At 63.4% G+C, this 15,731-nt stretch carries 16 protein-coding genes; 12 read left to right on the top strand and 4 right to left on the bottom strand.

Annotation, left to right across the window (positions count from 1 at the left end):
- The first annotated feature begins 22 nt into the window (after positions 1 to 22).
- Positions 23 to 1,051: a zinc-binding dehydrogenase gene (locus AC1D1N_RS07285; protein WP_477347539.1), complete on the top strand. Its 1,029-nt coding sequence runs from the start codon at positions 23 to 25 to the stop codon at positions 1,049 to 1,051.
- Between the two features lie 4 nt (positions 1,052 to 1,055).
- A complete protein-coding gene (locus tag AC1D1N_RS07290) occupies positions 1,056 to 2,054 on the top strand; it encodes a lipid A biosynthesis lauroyl acyltransferase (RefSeq protein ID WP_477347540.1) in 999 nt (332 codons plus the stop codon).
- Between the two features lie 98 nt (positions 2,055 to 2,152).
- Here the strand turns inward: AC1D1N_RS07290 and AC1D1N_RS07295 are convergent, their stop codons facing one another.
- A complete protein-coding gene (locus AC1D1N_RS07295; protein ID WP_436260424.1) occupies positions 2,153 to 2,584 on the bottom strand; it encodes a L,D-transpeptidase in 432 nt (143 codons plus the stop codon).
- Between the two features lie 223 nt (positions 2,585 to 2,807).
- Between AC1D1N_RS07295 and AC1D1N_RS07300 the strand changes: the two genes are divergently transcribed.
- The 5 genes from AC1D1N_RS07300 to AC1D1N_RS07320 all read left to right on the top strand — a co-directional run bounded on the left by AC1D1N_RS07300 (position 2,808) and on the right by AC1D1N_RS07320 (position 9,118).
- A complete protein-coding gene (locus AC1D1N_RS07300; RefSeq protein ID WP_477347543.1) occupies positions 2,808 to 4,088 on the top strand; it encodes an acetylornithine deacetylase/succinyl-diaminopimelate desuccinylase family protein in 1,281 nt (426 codons plus the stop codon).
- Between the two features lie 122 nt (positions 4,089 to 4,210).
- Entirely contained in the window at positions 4,211 to 5,689 is a 1,479-nt protein-coding gene (locus AC1D1N_RS07305; protein ID WP_477347545.1) for an ABC transporter substrate-binding protein, read from the top strand.
- Positions 5,686 to 6,633, top strand: a complete 948-nt coding sequence (locus tag AC1D1N_RS07310; RefSeq protein ID WP_112565321.1) for an ABC transporter permease — start codon at positions 5,686 to 5,688, stop codon at positions 6,631 to 6,633. Before AC1D1N_RS07305 ends, AC1D1N_RS07310 begins: the two co-directional genes overlap by 4 nt.
- The gene (locus tag AC1D1N_RS07315) at positions 6,630 to 7,499 is read left to right on the top strand and encodes an ABC transporter permease (RefSeq protein WP_192257462.1); all 870 of its coding nucleotides are present in this window, start codon (positions 6,630 to 6,632) and stop codon (positions 7,497 to 7,499) included. The genes AC1D1N_RS07310 and AC1D1N_RS07315 overlap by 4 nt, the downstream gene beginning before the upstream one ends.
- The gene (locus AC1D1N_RS07320) at positions 7,496 to 9,118 is read left to right on the top strand and encodes an ABC transporter ATP-binding protein (RefSeq protein ID WP_436260427.1); all 1,623 of its coding nucleotides are present in this window, start codon (positions 7,496 to 7,498) and stop codon (positions 9,116 to 9,118) included. Before AC1D1N_RS07315 ends, AC1D1N_RS07320 begins: the two co-directional genes overlap by 4 nt.
- Before the next feature lie 119 nt (positions 9,119 to 9,237).
- On the opposite strand, the gene AC1D1N_RS07325 is transcribed toward AC1D1N_RS07320, so the two are convergent.
- Positions 9,238 to 9,669, bottom strand: coding sequence for a TerB family tellurite resistance protein (locus AC1D1N_RS07325; protein ID WP_112565315.1), 432 nt, complete (start codon positions 9,667 to 9,669; stop codon positions 9,238 to 9,240).
- A gap of 198 nt (positions 9,670 to 9,867) precedes the next feature.
- Between AC1D1N_RS07325 and AC1D1N_RS07330 the strand changes: the two genes are divergently transcribed.
- The 4 genes from AC1D1N_RS07330 to AC1D1N_RS07345 all read left to right on the top strand — a co-directional run bounded on the left by AC1D1N_RS07330 (position 9,868) and on the right by AC1D1N_RS07345 (position 12,324).
- Positions 9,868 to 10,653 carry a TSUP family transporter gene (locus tag AC1D1N_RS07330; RefSeq protein ID WP_436260428.1) on the top strand — a complete coding sequence of 262 codons (786 nt, stop codon included), beginning with the start codon at positions 9,868 to 9,870 and terminating at the stop codon, positions 10,651 to 10,653.
- Positions 10,654 to 10,705: 52 nt separating this feature from the next.
- Positions 10,706 to 10,876 carry a hypothetical protein gene (locus tag AC1D1N_RS07335; protein ID WP_112565466.1) on the top strand — a complete coding sequence of 57 codons (171 nt, stop codon included), beginning with the start codon at positions 10,706 to 10,708 and terminating at the stop codon, positions 10,874 to 10,876.
- 130 nt (positions 10,877 to 11,006) lie between these two features.
- Entirely contained in the window at positions 11,007 to 11,921 is a 915-nt protein-coding gene (locus AC1D1N_RS07340; protein ID WP_436260429.1) for a helix-turn-helix domain-containing protein, read from the top strand.
- Positions 11,905 to 12,324, top strand: coding sequence for a VOC family protein (locus AC1D1N_RS07345; RefSeq protein ID WP_436260430.1), 420 nt, complete (start codon positions 11,905 to 11,907; stop codon positions 12,322 to 12,324). Before AC1D1N_RS07340 ends, AC1D1N_RS07345 begins: the two co-directional genes overlap by 17 nt.
- Here the strand turns inward: AC1D1N_RS07345 and AC1D1N_RS07350 are convergent.
- Entirely contained in the window at positions 12,321 to 13,796 is a 1,476-nt protein-coding gene (locus AC1D1N_RS07350; RefSeq protein WP_436260431.1) for a cobyric acid synthase, read from the bottom strand. The genes AC1D1N_RS07345 and AC1D1N_RS07350 overlap by 4 nt on opposite strands.
- A gap of 3 nt (positions 13,797 to 13,799) precedes the next feature.
- Positions 13,800 to 14,432, bottom strand: a complete 633-nt coding sequence (locus AC1D1N_RS07355) for a dimethylsulfonioproprionate lyase family protein (protein WP_477347550.1) — start codon at positions 14,430 to 14,432, stop codon at positions 13,800 to 13,802.
- Between the two features lie 127 nt (positions 14,433 to 14,559).
- Between AC1D1N_RS07355 and AC1D1N_RS07360 the strand changes: the two genes are divergently transcribed.
- Entirely contained in the window at positions 14,560 to 15,726 is a 1,167-nt protein-coding gene (locus AC1D1N_RS07360; RefSeq protein WP_477347552.1) for an isobutyryl-CoA dehydrogenase, read from the top strand.
- Positions 15,727 to 15,731: the final 5 nt, after the last annotated feature.

Here is a 15,731-nt window from a genome sequence, read left to right on the forward strand (position 1 = left end):
TCAAACAGAACCGACAGGCCTTATGCGCGCACTGCAACTTATCGAGGACCGCCGTCTTGAAACGGTGGACCTGCCGCCCCCGCCGCCCCCCGCGCTGGGCGAGGTCACGCTGCGCATCAAGGCGGTGGCGCTGAACCACATCGACGTCTGGGGCTGGCGCGGCATGGCCTTTGCCAAGCGCAAGCTGCCGCTGGTCGTCGGCGCCGAAGCCTCCGGCGAAGTCGAGGCCGTCGGTCCCGGCGTTTCCAGACTGCTGCCCGGGCAATTGGTGTCGATCTATGGCGCCCGCACCTGCGGCCTCTGCCGTGCCTGTCGCGAAGGCCGCGACAATCTCTGCGAACATGTATCGGGCGTGCACGGCTTCCATCTCGACGGTTTTGCCCAGGAGAAGATCAACCTGCCGGCGCGCCTGCTGGTCCCTGCCCCGCCCGGCGTGACCGATGTCGGCGCGGCGGTCGCGCCCGTCACCTTCGGCACGGTCGAGCACATGCTGTTCGACAATGCGAAGCTGCAACCCGGCGAAACCATCCTGATCCATGCCGGCGGCTCCGGCATCGGCTCGGCGGCGATCCAGCTGGCCAAGCGCATGGGTTGCACCATCATCACCACCGTCGGCTCGAACGACAAGATCGACAAGGCCAAAGCGCTCGGCGCCGACCATGTCATCAACTACCGTGACGACCGTTTCGAAGGCGTCGTGCGCAAGCTGACCAAGAAGAAAGGCGTCGACGTCGTCTTCGAACATGTCGGCGCCGACACCTTTGCCGCCTCGATGCTGTGCCTCAAGCGCGGCGGCCGCCTGGTCACCTGCGGTTCGACCTCGGGCGTGTCGACGCAGATCAATCTGATGCAGCTCTTCCAGCAGCAGTTGAAGTTGCTGGGCTCCTTCGGCTGCCGCATGGAGAACATGGCCAACGCCATGCAGAAGATGGCGGCCGGACAGGTTGCGCCAGTCATCGACACCGAAGTCGGCTTCGACGGTATCGACGCCGCGCTGAAGCGCATGGAAGGCCGCGACGTGTTCGGCAAGATCATCCTGCGCGTCTCCTAGGACAATGGTCGGCAAGGTGTTCAAGAAAGCCCGTCGGGACTTCATGTTCCGCTATGGCCGAAGACTGCGCCAGATGGAGCACTGGCTGGTGGCGCGTGCGGCGATGACCATCATCTCGCTGCTACGTCTGCTGCCGGCCGACAGCGCGCTCAATTTCGCCGACCGCGCCGCCCGCCGCATCGGCCCGCGGGTCGGACGCCACCGCGTCGCTGTCAACAATCTGCGTCTCGCCTACCCCGACAAGAGCGACGCCGAGATCGAGGCCATCGCCTCCGACATGTGGGGCAACATGGCCCGGCTTGCCGCCGAATACATCTTCCTCGACGCGCTGTTCGACTATGATCCGAACGCGACGACCCCCGGGCGCGTCGAAGTCGGTGGCGCCGATCACTTCAAGCACATCGCCACCGAGCAGAAGCCGCACATCCTGTTCACCGGCCATCTCGGCAATTTCGAGCTTTTGCCGGTGGCGGCCGCGACCTTCGGCATGCAGATCACGGCGCTGTTTCGCCCGCCCAACAACCCGTACCTCGCCGACTACATCCACTCGACCCGCCGTTCGAGCATGGGCGCTCTGTTGCCCTCCTCCACCGGCGCCTCCTTCGCGCTGGCGTCCATTCTCGAGAGTGGCGGCAATATCGGCGTTCTGGTCGACCAGAAATTCTCCAGCGGACTGGAGACGACCTTCTTCGGCCGCCCGTGCCAGAGCAATCCGGTTCTGGGCATGCTCGCCCGCCACTATGATTGCGATGTCTATCCGGCGCGCTGCATCCGGTTGCCCGGCAACCGCTTCCGCCTCGAGATCGAAGACAAGCTGACCTTGCCGCGTAATGAAAGCGGCAGCGTCGACGTACCAGCCACCACCCAACTGCTCGCCGACGTCGTCGAGCGCTGGGTTCGCGAGGACCCGGGACAGTGGATGTGGTTCCACAAGAGGTGGGAAATCTCAGGCCGGCGTCGCCGCCGGCGTGGACAGGCCAAAGCAATTCCAGGAAAAGTGTGAAACGGTTTTCCCGGGAAAAGCGCGTAGCGCTTTCCCTTGGGAATTGCGCCGAAAAGAGTTTGACGCTGCCGGCCAGCGGCAGCGTCAATCTTAGGTCGTCAGTTCGTCACCACGATCCGGGTGTTGCTGAAGCCGACTTCCCGCACCATCGAATAGAAGGCCGCGGCATTGGCCGTGTGCAGCCGCACGCAGCCATGCGAGGCCGGACGCCCGAGCTGCCTTACCGCATTGGTGCCGTGGATGGCGTAGCCGCCATGGAAGAACACCGAATAAGGCATTGGCGACATGTGGTATTTCTTCGAATACCACATCCGCGCCGTCCGCTGCGGCCGATAGGTGCCCCGCGGCGTGAAATATCCGCTGCGTGCGGTGGAGACGTTCCACCGGTAAAGCACCTGGCCATACTGGCTGACGGTCATGGTTTGCGACGAGACGTCGATGCTGGCCACCAGCGAAGCAGCCCTGCTTTCGATGGACGTGCCGAACAGCATCGCAGCAAAAGCTGCCGCCATGAGAACGATTTTAGTCATGAGATCAAACCCCTTTGATGCCCCTTGCCTGCTCTGTCATCACGCGGTTTTTCATCTTTTTAACGACAGGTGAGTGATCTAACACACACTCCTTGATAAAATCGCCAATCTAAACCAGCGAATTTGAACGATTTTCCCGCTATAGTTGCTGCTGCTACACGTACTTTCCACGCCGATGGCGTGACGCTTGCAAAACCATCCCCTTGCCTGCTCAAATCCGGGAATGAACGAACGACTCCTTAAGGCGATCGACGACCGTTCCGATGAACTGGTCCAGCTTACCGCCGACCTGATCCGCTTCCCGACCATCAACCCGCCGGGCGAAGCCTATCGCCCCTGCGCGGAATATATTGCTGCCCGGCTAAGCAAGCGCGGCTTCGAAACCGAATTTATCCGCGCCGAGGGCACGCCGGGCGATACCGACCGCTATCCGCGCGTCAATGTCGTCGCCCGCTTCGACGGCCGCTCGCCCGGCGCCTGCGTCCATTTCAACTCGCATATCGATGTCGTCGAAGCCGGCGAAGGCTGGAGTGTCGATCCCTTTGCCGGCGTGGTGAAGGACGGCAAGGTCTACGGGCGCGGCGCCTGCGACATGAAGGGCGGCCTTGCCGCGTCGATCATCGCGGCCGAGGCCTTCATGGAGGTTTTCCCCGATTTTCCCGGCGCTATCGAAATCTCGGGCACCGTCGACGAGGAGTCAGGCGGCTTCGGTGGTGTCGCCCACCTGGCGAAATTTGGCTATTTCTCGAAACCCAAGGTCGATCACGTCATCATTCCCGAGCCGCTGAACAAGGACCGCATCTGCCTTGGCCATCGCGGTGTCTGGTGGGCGGAGATCGAGACCAAGGGCGAGATCGCGCATGGCTCGATGCCGTTCCTCGGCGACAATGCGGTGCGCCACATGGGCGCCGTGCTGCAGGCCTTCGAGGACGAGCTGTTTCCGGCGCTTGACCGCAAGGTGACGCGCATGCCGGTGGTACCCGAAGGGGCAAAACGCTCGACCATGAACATAAACTCGATCCATGGCGGGCAGACCGAGGATTTCCGCCCCGGCCTTCCCTCGCCCAACGTGCCGGATGCTTGCCGGCTGACCATCGACCGCCGCTTCCTGCTCGAGGAAGACCTTGCCACGGTCAAAAGCGAGGTCACCGATATCCTCGACCGACTGAAACGCGAGCGCAAAAAGTTCGACTACGAAATCCGCGACCTGATGGAAGTTCTGCCGCTGATGACCGAACGCGATGCGCCAGTGGTCAAGGCGGTGGCGCAAGGCATCATGGCGATCTTCGACCGCGAGCCGGATTATGTCATTTCGCCAGGCACTTACGACCAGAAGCACATTGCCCGCATCGGCCACCTCTACGATTGCATCGCCTACGGTCCGGGCATTCTCGATCTCGCCCATCGGCCCGACGAATGGGTCGGCATCTCGGACATGGTGGAGTCGGCCAAAGTAATGGCGATCGGGCTCAATGTGCTGCTCAGAGGAACGGCTGCTGGCTGATCCGTCGACATCAGCCGAAAAAACATTCCTCCCGGCGCCGCCGCAGAGCACGAAACGCAATTTACTCCACCTCGAAATCACGCTTCTATCGCACCAGGGTTCGAGCATTTGGGAGTTGCACGATGAAATTGTGGAAAACCATTCTTGCCGCCGCGCTGTTGGCGCTGGCCACCAGCTCTCAGGCGTTTGCCGCGCGCACCGACCTGGTGATCGGCATTACGCTCGAACCGCCGCATCTCGATCCGACCGCCGGTGCCGCCGCGGCGATCGACGAAGTGCTCTACGCCAACGTCTTCGAGGGCCTGACCCGCATTGGTCCGAACGGCGAAGTGCTGCCCGATCTCGCCGAGAGCTGGGCCATTTCCGATGACGGCAAGGTCTACACCTTCAAGCTGCACACTGGTGTCAAGTTCCATGACGGCACCGATTTCGACGCCAGCGACGTGAAATTCTCGCTCGACCGCGCCCGCGCCGACAATTCCGTCAACGCGCAAAAGGGCCTGTTCGCGGCCATCGACACGGTCGAAGTCGTCGATCCGGCGACGGTCAAGGTCACACTGAAGAACCCGCAAGGGTCGTTCCTCTACAATATGGGCTGGGGCGACGCGGTGATAGTGGCGCCGGAGAGCGCCGACACCAACAAGGAAAAGCCAATCGGCACCGGCCCGTTCAAGTTCCAGAGCTGGGCCAAGGGCTCATCGATCACCCTGGTGAAATCGGACACCTACTGGGGCGCTCCGGTATCTCTCGACAAGGCCGAGTTCCGCATCGTTCCCGATGCCGCGGCTTCCGTGCCGGCACTGCTTTCCGGCGACATCCAGGCCTTCCCCTTCTTCGACCCCGACAGCGTCGCGCAGGTCAAGGACGACCCGCGTTTCAAGGTGGTGATCGGCTCGACCGAGGGCGAAACCATTCTGGCGATCAACAACAAGAAGCCGCCTTTCGACAAGCTCGAGGTGCGGCAGGCGATTGCCTTCGCGCTCGACCGCAAGGCGATCATCGACGGCGCCTCGGCCGGCCTCGGCGTGCCGATCGGCTCGCACATGTCGCCCGCCAGCAAGGCCTATGTCGACCTCACCGGCCTCTATCCGCACAATGTCGACAAGGCGAAGGAATTGCTGAAACAGGCTGGCCTGGAAAATGGCTTCAAGGCGACGCTGAAACTGCCTCCGCCCTCCTATGCCCGCCTCGGCGGCGAGATCATCGCCTCGCAACTGCGCGATGTCGGCATCGATCTGGAGATCATTCCGGTCGAATGGGCGCAGTGGCTGGATCAGGTGTTCACCAAGAAGGATTACGACCTCACCATCGTCTCCCACACCGAACCCAACGACATCGATATCTATTCGCGCAAGGACTATTACTTCAACTACGACAATCCGGCCTTCGACAAGATCATCGCCGAGCTGAAACTCACCTCCGACGACGCCAAGCGCAACACGCTGCTCGGCGAAGCCCAGAAGATCCTGGCCGACGATGCCGTGGTCGGCTTCCTCTACGAACTGCCGAAGGTCGGCGTCTGGGACGCCAAGCTGCAAGGCTTGTGGGAGAACGCGCCGATCCAGGCGAATGACCTGACCAAGGTGAAGTGGACGGATTGACCGCCTACCTCCTCAAACGCCTCGCCATCGCTATCGCGACCTTGATCCTGGCCTCGATGGTCGTTTTCGCCGTGCTCGAAATCCTGCCCGGCGATCCGGCACGGTTGATGCTTGGACTCAACGCCAGCGCCGAGCAGGTCGAGCTGCTGCGCAACCAGATGGGGCTCAACGCACCACTGGCCTATCGCTACCTCCACTGGGTGGGCGGCCTGCTCAGCCTCGATTTCGGCCGCTCCTACACCTATTCGGTGCCGGTCATCGACCTTGTGCGCGAACGCATGGCGGTTTCCCTGCCGCTGGCGCTGATCGCGCTGGCGCTGTCGACCATCATCGCCATTCCGGTCGGGCTTTATTCCGCCAGCCGGCGCGGCCGGGCCGGTGACACCATCGCCATGGGCGCGGCCCAACTCGGCGTTGCCGTGCCGAACTTCTGGTTCGCGCTGATGCTGATCTACCTCTTTGCCGTCTGGCTGCGGCTAGTGCCGGCCGGCGGCTTTCCCGGCTGGGGTGCCGGTGTCTGGCCGGCGCTGAAATCGCTGCTGCTGCCGGCCGTAGCACTCGCTCTGCCGCAAGCGGCGATCCTGGCTCGCGTCGCTCGCTCGGCGCTGATCGAGGTGCTGAACGAGGACTATATTCGCACCGCTCGCGCCAAGGGCCTGCCCTACCGCGCCGTGCTGTGGCGGCACGCGCTGCGCAATGCGATGATCCCTGTGCTGACCATTTTGGGCCTGCAATTCGCCTTCCTGCTTGCCGGCACCATCATCATCGAAAACGTCTTTTATCTGCCCGGCCTCGGCCGGCTGGTGTTCCAGGCGATCACCCAGCGCGACCTAATTGTCGTCGAAAGCATCGTCATGCTGCTGGTCGTCGCCGTCATTGCGGTCAATCTCGTCGTCGATGTCTCCTACGCCATCGTCGACCCCCGCCTTCGAGGCCGGCAATGACGCTGCACATCGACATCCCAGAGGAGACGTTTGGCAGCATCCTGGCCAAAGCATTCCGCAACCGCTCCTTCCTCATCGGCTTCGCCATCACTGTGCTGGTGGTGGCAATGGCGCTCGTCTCTTACGTCTGGACGCCTTACGACGTGACCAAGCTGGTGATCTCGGACAAGACGCTCGCGCCCTCGTCGGCGCACTGGTTCGGCACCGATCATTTCGGCCGCGATATCCTGTCGATGATCATGGTCGGCGCCCGCAATTCGATCGCCGTGGCACTGGTCGCGGTCGGCATCGGCATGGGCGTCGGCGTGCCACTCGGCACCTTTGCCGCGGCGCGCGGCGGATTTGTCGACGAGGCGCTGATGCGGCTGAACGATCTCGTCTTCGCCTTCCCGGCGTTGCTGTCGGCGATCATGATCACCGCCATCTTCGGGCCGGGCGCGATCAACGCCATCATCGCCATCGGCATCTTCAACATTCCGGTGTTTGCCCGCGTCGCCCGCGCCGGCGCGCTGGCGATCTGGCCGCGCGAATTCATCCTCGCCGCGCGTGCTGCCGGCAAGAGCAAGACTCAGATCAGCATCGAACACGTGCTGCCCAACATCGCCACGCTGCTTCTGGTGCAAGGCACCATCCAGTTCGCGCTCGGCATCCTCGCCGAAGCCGGGTTGTCTTATGTCGGCCTCGGCGCACAGCCGCCAATGCCGAGCTGGGGCCGCATGCTGTTCGACGCCCAGACGCGCATGGTGGTGGCGCCATGGATGGCGATTTTCCCGGGCATGGCCATCGTCATCACCGTGCTCGGCCTCAACCTGCTCGGCGACGGCATTGCCGACATCCTCGACCCGAAATCGCGGCGGCAGCGATGAGCTTGCTGGAGATCGAAAACCTGTCGCTGGCGATCGGCGACACGCCGATCCTGAAAGGGGTGGAGCTCTCAGTCGCGCCCGGTGAGGTGATGGGGCTGGTCGGAGAATCCGGCTCCGGCAAATCGATGACGGCGCTGACCATCATGCAGCTTCTGCCGCACGCCGCGCGCGTCAGCGGCCGCGTCTCTTACGACGGCATCGACATCCTTGCGGCCACCGAGGACCAGATGTGCGCGCTGCGCGGCGACGACATCGGCATGGTCTTCCAGGAGCCGATGACGGCGCTCAATCCGGTGAAAACCATCGGCGAACAAGTCGCCGAAGGTATACGCTGGCACACCAAAGCAACTCGCGCAGACGCCGAAGACCGGGCGCGCAAAATACTCGACCGCGTCGGCCTGCCCGAGGCGAAATTCCCGCTGTCGCGCTATCCGCACGAACTGTCCGGAGGCCAGCGCCAGCGCGTGGTCATCGCCATTGCTTGCGCATTGAAACCCAAATTATTGATCGCCGACGAGCCGACCACGGCGCTCGACGTGGTGCTGCAGGCGCAGATCCTCGACCTGCTTCGCGGCCTTGTCAGCGAAAACCGCATGGGCCTGCTGTTGATCTCGCACGACCTCGCCGTCGTGACCGAAATGGCCGACCGCATCACCATCCTGCGCCACGGCGAGGTGATGGAAGCCGGCGACACCGCGCGCACGCTGTCGGAACAGCTGCATCCCTACACGCGCCAGCTGGCGCTGGCCTCGATGCATGTGCCGGCGCGCGCCAAGGCGCATGCTACCGTAGAGGGCAAACCCCTGCTTCAGGTCGAAGGCGTGACGCGCGACTATCCTGGGCGGCGTATCTCCCTGTTCAAACCCGCGCCCCCGATCCGAGCTGTCAACGACGTCTCCCTGTCGCTGACGCCGGGTCAATCGGTGGCGCTGGTCGGCCGCTCCGGCTGCGGCAAGTCCACGCTGGCCCGCATGATCCTGGCGCTCGACAAATCCACCTCGGGAACGATCCGCTTCCGCGGCGAAACCATCACCGGCAGGAGCGAGGCGGAGCTGAAGCCAGCGCGGCGCGACATGCAGGTGGTGTTCCAGGACCCCTACGGTTCCTTCGACCCGCGCCAGAAGGTCGAGAAACTGGTCGCCGAGCCGCTGCATGTGCTGGAGAAGAAGCCGACGCCTGCCGAGCGGCGCGAGATGGTGGCGCATGCACTGCACGAAGTCGGCCTCGGCGTCAGCGACATGGACAAATATCCACATGAATTCTCCGGCGGCCAGCGCCAGCGCCTATCGATCGCCCGCGCCATCATCACACGCCCGAAATTGGTGGTGGCCGACGAGCCGGTCTCGGCACTCGACGTCTCGATCCGCGCCCAGATCCTCGATCTGTTCGCCGAGCTCAACCAGAAGCTCGGCATCGCCTATCTCTTCATCACCCACGATCTGACCGTCGCCCGCGCCATCACCGACGAGGTGCTGGTGATGCATGACGGCAGGATCGTCGAGCGCGGCAAGACTAGTGATGTGCTCGACCATCCCCAGTCGGAGGCGGCAAAGGCGCTGGTGGCGGCTGCTCCCGACCTGCACCGGGCGATCGCACGGCGCATGCAGGAACAGGGGTGAGCGGCCGGTTCGCGCAGCGAATTCATCGTGCCAGTGGCACGATGAAAGGTCGCGAACGCTGGGACGCTGCGAAGCAGCGGGGACCCGGCTAGCCGCCGTCGAGCCCAGCTCTGCCGGCTTCACTCTTCCGGCTTCACCACATCGACCGGGCTGATGTCGAGCAGGTCGAGCGTGCGGCGCAGCAGCCGCACCTCGCTCCCGGCCAGTTTTGAATCGGCCTTGGCGATCTCCGCCATGTGGCGTGCCAGCAGCTTGCGCCGCTCGACATCGAGATCGCGAAACAGCGCGATGGCCTGCGAGCCGTTGGTCTCGTAGCCGAACTCGTTGAGGTATTCGATGACCGCGTCGATGCTGGTTTCCGGGATGCCGAAGGCCTCCCTGCAGATGCGCCGGAAGGCGACCATCTCGCTCTCCGACACCGAGCCGTCGGCCAGGATCATGCGAAACAACATCAGCAGTTCCGCCGACAGCACAGGGTCGTCGGCCACCTTGCGCACGCCGGGGTCGCCATCGAAGATCGAGCGTATCTGATCGAGCAATGCCATCGCCAACAACGTCCCCTTTTGCTAGTCCGCCCGGTGCCTATGACCCAAAAGTGCGCAGCGGCTTTGGGATAATGACATGCACTACAGGAAATCCAAGCGCAACGTGCCTGGATAGAGGTGCGCGGATTCGGCCTTGCGCAAACCAGGTCGCCATGATCGAAGGCGCGGCATCTCTTTTCCCGCCGGAATGCCCAGAAAATCCCGATGTTCGACCTCGCCACCCAGACAATCATCATGCTCGCCTTCGCCGCCTTTGCCGCCGGCTTTGTCGATTCGATAGCCGGCGGCGGCGGCCTGATCACCATCCCGGCCCTGCTGCTTGCCGGTTTCCCGCCGGTCGCAGCACTTGGAACCAACAAGCTGCAAGGCATCTTCGGTACGGCGTCGGCGACCATCCACTACGCCATGAATGGCCATGTCGATCTCCGGCGCCAGCTGCCGTCCGCGCTTCTCGCCCTTGCCGGCAGTGCCGTCGGCGCCTTGCTGGCGGCCTTCGTGCCCGGCGATCTCTTGCGGGCGCTGCTGCCGCTGCTGCTGATCGCCATTGCGCTCTACTTCGCGGCGAAACCCAACATGAACGATGTCGACCGCTCTGAGCGCCTGTCTCCCTTCCTGTTCGGGCTGATCATCGCCCCTTTAGTCGGCTTCTATGACGGCCTGTTCGGACCGGGAGCCGGCTCGTTCTACATGCTCGCCTTCGTCAGCCTCGCCGGCTTTGGCGTGCTGAAGGCGACGGCGCACACCAAGCTGCTCAATTTTGCCTCCAACATCGGCGGCTTCATCGTCTTTGCCGTCGCCGGCGTCATCTACTGGAAGATCGGGCTGATGATGGGTGTAGCCCAGTTCCTTGGCGCGCGTCTCGGCGCCAGCCTTGCCATCCGCATCGGCGCAAGGCTGATCAAGCCGCTGCTGGTGATCGTCTGCCTGGCGCTGGCGATCAAGCTGCTGGCCGATCCGGCAAACCCACTACGCCAGCTAATTGGTGTATGAGCCCACGCCCTGATAGAATGTAGCCGTACGAATCATGTTGGAGGGACCACACATGAATCTTAGTGCACCCACTCAGCTTATTTTCATTATTTCCCTTGTCATCGCCATCATCGGCGTTCTCGCCGCACTTGGCGTTCTTGCGTTTATTCCCTTGGCATCGGTCTGGATTATGCTCATCGCCTACATCGTGCTTGCCGCCGGCTGCATGATGCGCGGCGCCTAAGCACGCATATCTCAGGCAACCGAAGCGCCCGGCCAAAAGCCGGGCGCTTTGCTTTCGGCCCCTTTTGATTCAGGCCCCGTTTTGATTCAGGATTGGGCGTCTGCTAGATTTGATCGGCAAAGGATGGCCTATGCCGATCGAGATGCAGCGCCGCAAGGAACAGGACCTCTCCATTGCCGGGCGGTTCGAGATGCGCCGGCGGGCTCCGCCGCCAGCGCTCGAGGGCATTGTGTCGGACATTTGCGGCTATCGCGAAACCGCGCCCGGCCATTTCCGCAACATCGAATATGCCTCGCTGACCGTGCCGCTGGTGGTCAGCTTCGCCGAGCCGTTCGCCATCGGCCTTGGCAAGGATCCCGGCGACAATGACCGTTTCGCCAGTTTCGCCGCCGGCCTGTTTGCCGGCCCGGTAATCATCGAATCCTTTGGCGCCGCCTGCTGCGTGCAGATCAACTTCACCCCACTCGGTGCCCGCCGCTTCTTCGGCCTCCCGATGAGCGAGCTGACCGACAGCATGGTCGTGCTCGACGATGTGCTTGGCGCCGAGGGCATGGCGTTGCGTGAACGGCTTGGTAACGCGCCGGACTGGGCGGCGCGTTTCGACCTTGCCGAGGCCTTCATCGCCACCCGTCTCGGGCATGCCGCCGATACGTCGCCTGAAATTGCCTGGGCCTACGACCGCATCGTCACATCTGGCGGCCGGACCCGCATTTCAACCATCGCCGAGAAACTGGGCTGGAGCCGCAAACATCTTGCCGGCAAGTTCTCCGATGCGACCGGCATCGGCCCCAAGACACTGTCGCGCATCGTGCGTTTCAACCGGGCGCTCGGCCTGTCTCGGCAGGACCAAAGCGACTGGGCCGATATCGCTGCCGATTGCGGCTATGCCGACCAGGCGCACCTGGTGCGCGACTTTCGCCAACTCGCCGGCGATCCGCCAACGGCGCTGGAGGTAACATTTCTTCAAGACGGGCGAGCGGCCTTCGAACAGAGTGGGTTATCAACCAACTTGAATGAAGGAGGTTTTCATGCCCGCAATCACTGAAGCACCCCGGCTCTACCCTGCCTTGCGCTACAAGAATGCAGGAAAAATGATCGACTGGCTGGGCGAGGCCTTCGGCTTCGAAGTCCGCGCCCGCTATGGCGAGGGCGACATCGTGCACCATGCCGAGCTGGTGTTCGGCTCCTCGATGATCATGCTGGGTACAGCGCGCAGCGACGACTACGGCAAGATGGTCGGTGAGCCCGGTTCCGGCGGCGGCAAGTCGATCTATGTCGCCGTCGACGATGCCGATGCCGCCCATGCCAGGGCCAAAAAGGCCGGCGCCACGATCATTCAGGAACTGACCGACCGCGACTATGGCAGCCGCGAATTCATCTGCCGCGATCCGGAAGGCAATGTCTGGTCGTTCGGGACATATTGGCCGAAGGCGGGCGAAGCCGGCTAACGGGCCAGCCCGAAAATGGCATCGCAGTCGAGATGCCTCTCCAGCTCAGCTGCGACCTCGTCCAGGGCCTTTTCCACCTCGGCGCGATAGTCGATGCCGCCGCCTTTGACGCCGAGGCTCTCCAGGAATCTTGCCCGGAAGGCGTCGGCGGAAAACAGGCCGTGCAGATAGGTGCCCGACACCTTCCCGTCAGCGGAAATAGCGCCGTCATCAATGCCGTTGATCACTGCGGATGGCCGTGCCATATCAGGCCCGGTGGTGCGGCCGAGATGGATTTCGTAACCCTCGAGCGGCAGGCCGAATGGCACCGAGCGCGCGCTGACATTGCGCACCGTCTTTTCCGGTTCCATCACCGTCTCGATGTCGAGCAGGCCGAGCCCTTCCGCTTCGGTCACGCTGCCCTCAATGCCGGCGGGGTCGCGCACCATGCGACCCAGCATCTGGAAGCCGCCGCAAATGCCGACGACGTGGCCACCGCGCTTGCGGTGGGCGAGGAGATCGCGATCCCAGCCATTCTCGCGAAATTTCAGGAGGTCGCCGATCGTCGATTTCGAGCCGGGAATGACCACCAGCCCGGCATCTTCCGGCAGTTTCTTTCCCGGCGGCACGAACACCACTTCGACCTGCGGCTCGGCCTTGAGCGGGTCGAGATCGTCGAAATTGGCGATGCGGCCAAGCATCGGCACCGCGACTTTCAACGCCCGCTTCTCGCCGGAGGCCAGGCGTTCGAGCACAACCGAATCCTCGGACGGCAGCTGGGCCGCTGCCTTCAGCCACGGGACGACGCCAAAACAGCGCCAGCCTGTGAATTTTTCGATCGACCGGATGCCGTCGTCAAACAGCGAGACATCGCCCCGGAACTTGTTGATGAGGTAGCCGACGATCATCCGGCGGTCCTCTTCCGGCAGGATCAGATGCGTGCCGGCGACCGAAGCGATGACGCCGCCGCGGTCGATGTCGCCGACCAGGATGACCGGCACGTCGGCGCGCGTGGCAAAGCCCATATTGGCGATGTCGCGGTTTCTCAGATTGATCTCGGCCGGCGAGCCGGCGCCCTCGACGATGACCAGATCGGCGCCCTCACCGACCTTGCCCCAGGAGTCCAGTACGGCGTCCATCAGCCCCGCTTTCATCGCCTGGTAGTCGCGCGCTCGCGCCTCGCCGAACACCTTGCCCTGCACGATCACCTGCGAACCGATGTCGCTCTGGGGTTTGAGCAGCACCGGATTCATATGCACGGTCGGCTGCACACCACAGGCCAGCGCTTGCAGCCATTGCCCACGGCCAATCTCGCCGCCGTCGGCGCGGTTGTCGCCGGGAATGTCGGCGACGGCGGCATTGTTCGACATGTTCTGTGGCTTGAACGGCCTGACCTTCAGTCCGCGTTTTTTTGCGGCGCGGCAGAGCCCGGCAACCAGCACGGTCTTGCCGACATCCGAGCCCGTGCCTTGCAGCATGATCGCTTTGGCCATGGCTCAGCCCCTGCCCTGCGCGCCGGGAATGGTCGACCTCTGCGCCAGCGGCCCGCCGCGCCAGATGTAGAGCGCCAGCAGCGGCTCGTCGCCGGTGCGCATGGCATGGCTGACATTGGAGGCGTGGTGGATCACCTCGCCTGCCTGGCGGACGTGAAAGCCGCCCTCGCCCATGCGCCATTCGGTACCGCCGGTCAGCGGAATGTAGATCTCCTCGGCAACGTGATGATGATCGGGATAGGTGATATCAGGTCCGAGGATCAGCAGGCCGGCCGCGACCTCGTCGTTGGCGAAATGGCCGCGTAGCCCAAAAACCTCCAGCCAGCCGTATTTCTGCAGGAACGCCGAGCCGAAATCCGCCGCATTGTAGGTCTGCCCCCAATGCAGATCGTTGCGGCGCTCCGCCAGCAGCTGCACCAGAGGCTGCGCATCCGGCGGCGCCAGTTCGGCGATACGGTCGAGTTGGGAAAGGCAAGGCAGTCTATGCGGTTCGAGCGCACGCGCCGGCATTGTCCAGTCGATTCGGGCGACAGCGTCCCGCACCAGTGCATTGTCCACGCCTCGGAGATAGCCGTGGAAACGGTCGAGCAGCTCACTGAGATATGTCGGCACGCAATGCTCCGTTGATCCATTCATGCACAGCGGCTGCGCGGCAGGCCGGGTTGCGCGGCGGCATCATTGGTCTAGATTGGGCGGCGCGCAAAGCCAAAAACAACAGGCCAGCAAGCCAACCCCCAGCAAGGGGAAACACAGGGAGCACGCCATGGACGCCGCGGTCGATGCGAGCACCAGCCAATTCGAACTCAACGAGGAGCAGCGCGCCATCCAGGAGATGGCGCAGGCCTTCGCCGCCGATCGCGTCGCGCCCAATGCACTCGAATGGGACCGGGCAAAACACTTTCCCGCCGATGTGATCCGCGAGACCGGCCCGCTTGGCCTCGGCGGCATCTATGTCAGGGACGATGTCGGCGGTTCGGCGCTCGGCCGGCTCGACGCCGTGCTGATCTTCGAGGCGCTGTCGCACGCCGATCCGGCGTTTTCCTCCTTCATCTCCATTCACAACATGGCGGCCTCGATGATCGACCGCTTCGGCAGCGACGAGCAGCGCAAGCGCTTCCTGCCGAAGCTGACCTCGATGGAATGGCTGGCAAGTTATTGCTTGACCGAGCCCGGCTCGGGCTCCGACGCGGCGGCGCTGAAAACGCGCGCGGTGAAGAATGGCGACGACTATGTGCTGAACGGCGCCAAGCAGTTTATTTCCGGCGCCGGCGACAGCGACCTTTATGTCGTCATGGCGCGCACCGGCGCCGACGGTCCGAAAGGCATTTCCACCTTCGTCGTGCCAAAGGACGCGCCCGGCCTCTCCTTCGGCGCCAACGAGCACAAGATGGGCTGGCACATGCAGTCGACCCGCCAGGTCATTTTTGAAGACTGCAAGGTGCCGGCGGCAAACCTGCTGTCGGGCGAAGGCGCCGGTTTCGGCATCGCCATGGCCGGGCTCGATGGCGGCCGCCTCAACATTGCCGCATGCTCGCTCGGCGGCGCGCAGTCGGCGCTCGACAAGGCGCTGGCCTATACCGCCGAGCGCAAGGCTTTCGGCTCGAAGATCAATCAGTTCCAGGCGCTGCAGTTCAGGTTGGCCGACATGGAGACCGAGCTGCAGGCGGCTCGCATTTTCCTCTATGCCGCCGCAGCGAAACTCGACCGCAAGGCGCCGGATGCCGGCAAATGGTCGGCGATGGCCAAGCGCTTCGTCACCGACATCGGCTTCAATGTCGCCAATGAGGCGCTGCAGTTGCATGGCGGCTACGGCTATCTGCATGATTACGGCATCGAGAAGCTGGTGCGCGACCTGCGCGTGCACCAGATCCTCGAAGGCACCAACGAGATCATGCGCGTGATTATTGCGCGGGCACTGATTGTCCGCTGACGGCA

This window comes from Mesorhizobium sp. P2_B5, from assembly GCF_056404775.1.

Coding starts and splice junctions, on each gene's coding strand:
- AC1D1N_RS07330 (WP_436260428.1), top strand. CDS start 9,868: ATGTTCGACCTCGCCACCCAGACAATCATCATGCTCGCCTTCGCCGCC.
- AC1D1N_RS07290 (WP_477347540.1), top strand. CDS start 1,056: ATGGTCGGCAAGGTGTTCAAGAAAGCCCGTCGGGACTTCATGTTCCGC.
- AC1D1N_RS07335 (WP_112565466.1), top strand. CDS start 10,706: ATGAATCTTAGTGCACCCACTCAGCTTATTTTCATTATTTCCCTTGTC.
- AC1D1N_RS07315 (WP_192257462.1), top strand. CDS start 6,630: ATGACGCTGCACATCGACATCCCAGAGGAGACGTTTGGCAGCATCCTG.
- AC1D1N_RS07355 (WP_477347550.1), bottom strand. CDS start 14,432: ATGAATGGATCAACGGAGCATTGCGTGCCGACATATCTCAGTGAGCTG.
- AC1D1N_RS07300 (WP_477347543.1), top strand. CDS start 2,808: ATGAACGAACGACTCCTTAAGGCGATCGACGACCGTTCCGATGAACTG.
- AC1D1N_RS07295 (WP_436260424.1), bottom strand. CDS start 2,584: ATGACTAAAATCGTTCTCATGGCGGCAGCTTTTGCTGCGATGCTGTTC.
- AC1D1N_RS07320 (WP_436260427.1), top strand. CDS start 7,496: ATGAGCTTGCTGGAGATCGAAAACCTGTCGCTGGCGATCGGCGACACG.
- AC1D1N_RS07350 (WP_436260431.1), bottom strand. CDS start 13,796: ATGGCCAAAGCGATCATGCTGCAAGGCACGGGCTCGGATGTCGGCAAG.
- AC1D1N_RS07345 (WP_436260430.1), top strand. CDS start 11,905: ATGCCCGCAATCACTGAAGCACCCCGGCTCTACCCTGCCTTGCGCTAC.
- AC1D1N_RS07305 (WP_477347545.1), top strand. CDS start 4,211: ATGAAATTGTGGAAAACCATTCTTGCCGCCGCGCTGTTGGCGCTGGCC.
- AC1D1N_RS07285 (WP_477347539.1), top strand. CDS start 23: ATGCGCGCACTGCAACTTATCGAGGACCGCCGTCTTGAAACGGTGGAC.
- AC1D1N_RS07360 (WP_477347552.1), top strand. CDS start 14,560: ATGGACGCCGCGGTCGATGCGAGCACCAGCCAATTCGAACTCAACGAG.
- AC1D1N_RS07340 (WP_436260429.1), top strand. CDS start 11,007: ATGCCGATCGAGATGCAGCGCCGCAAGGAACAGGACCTCTCCATTGCC.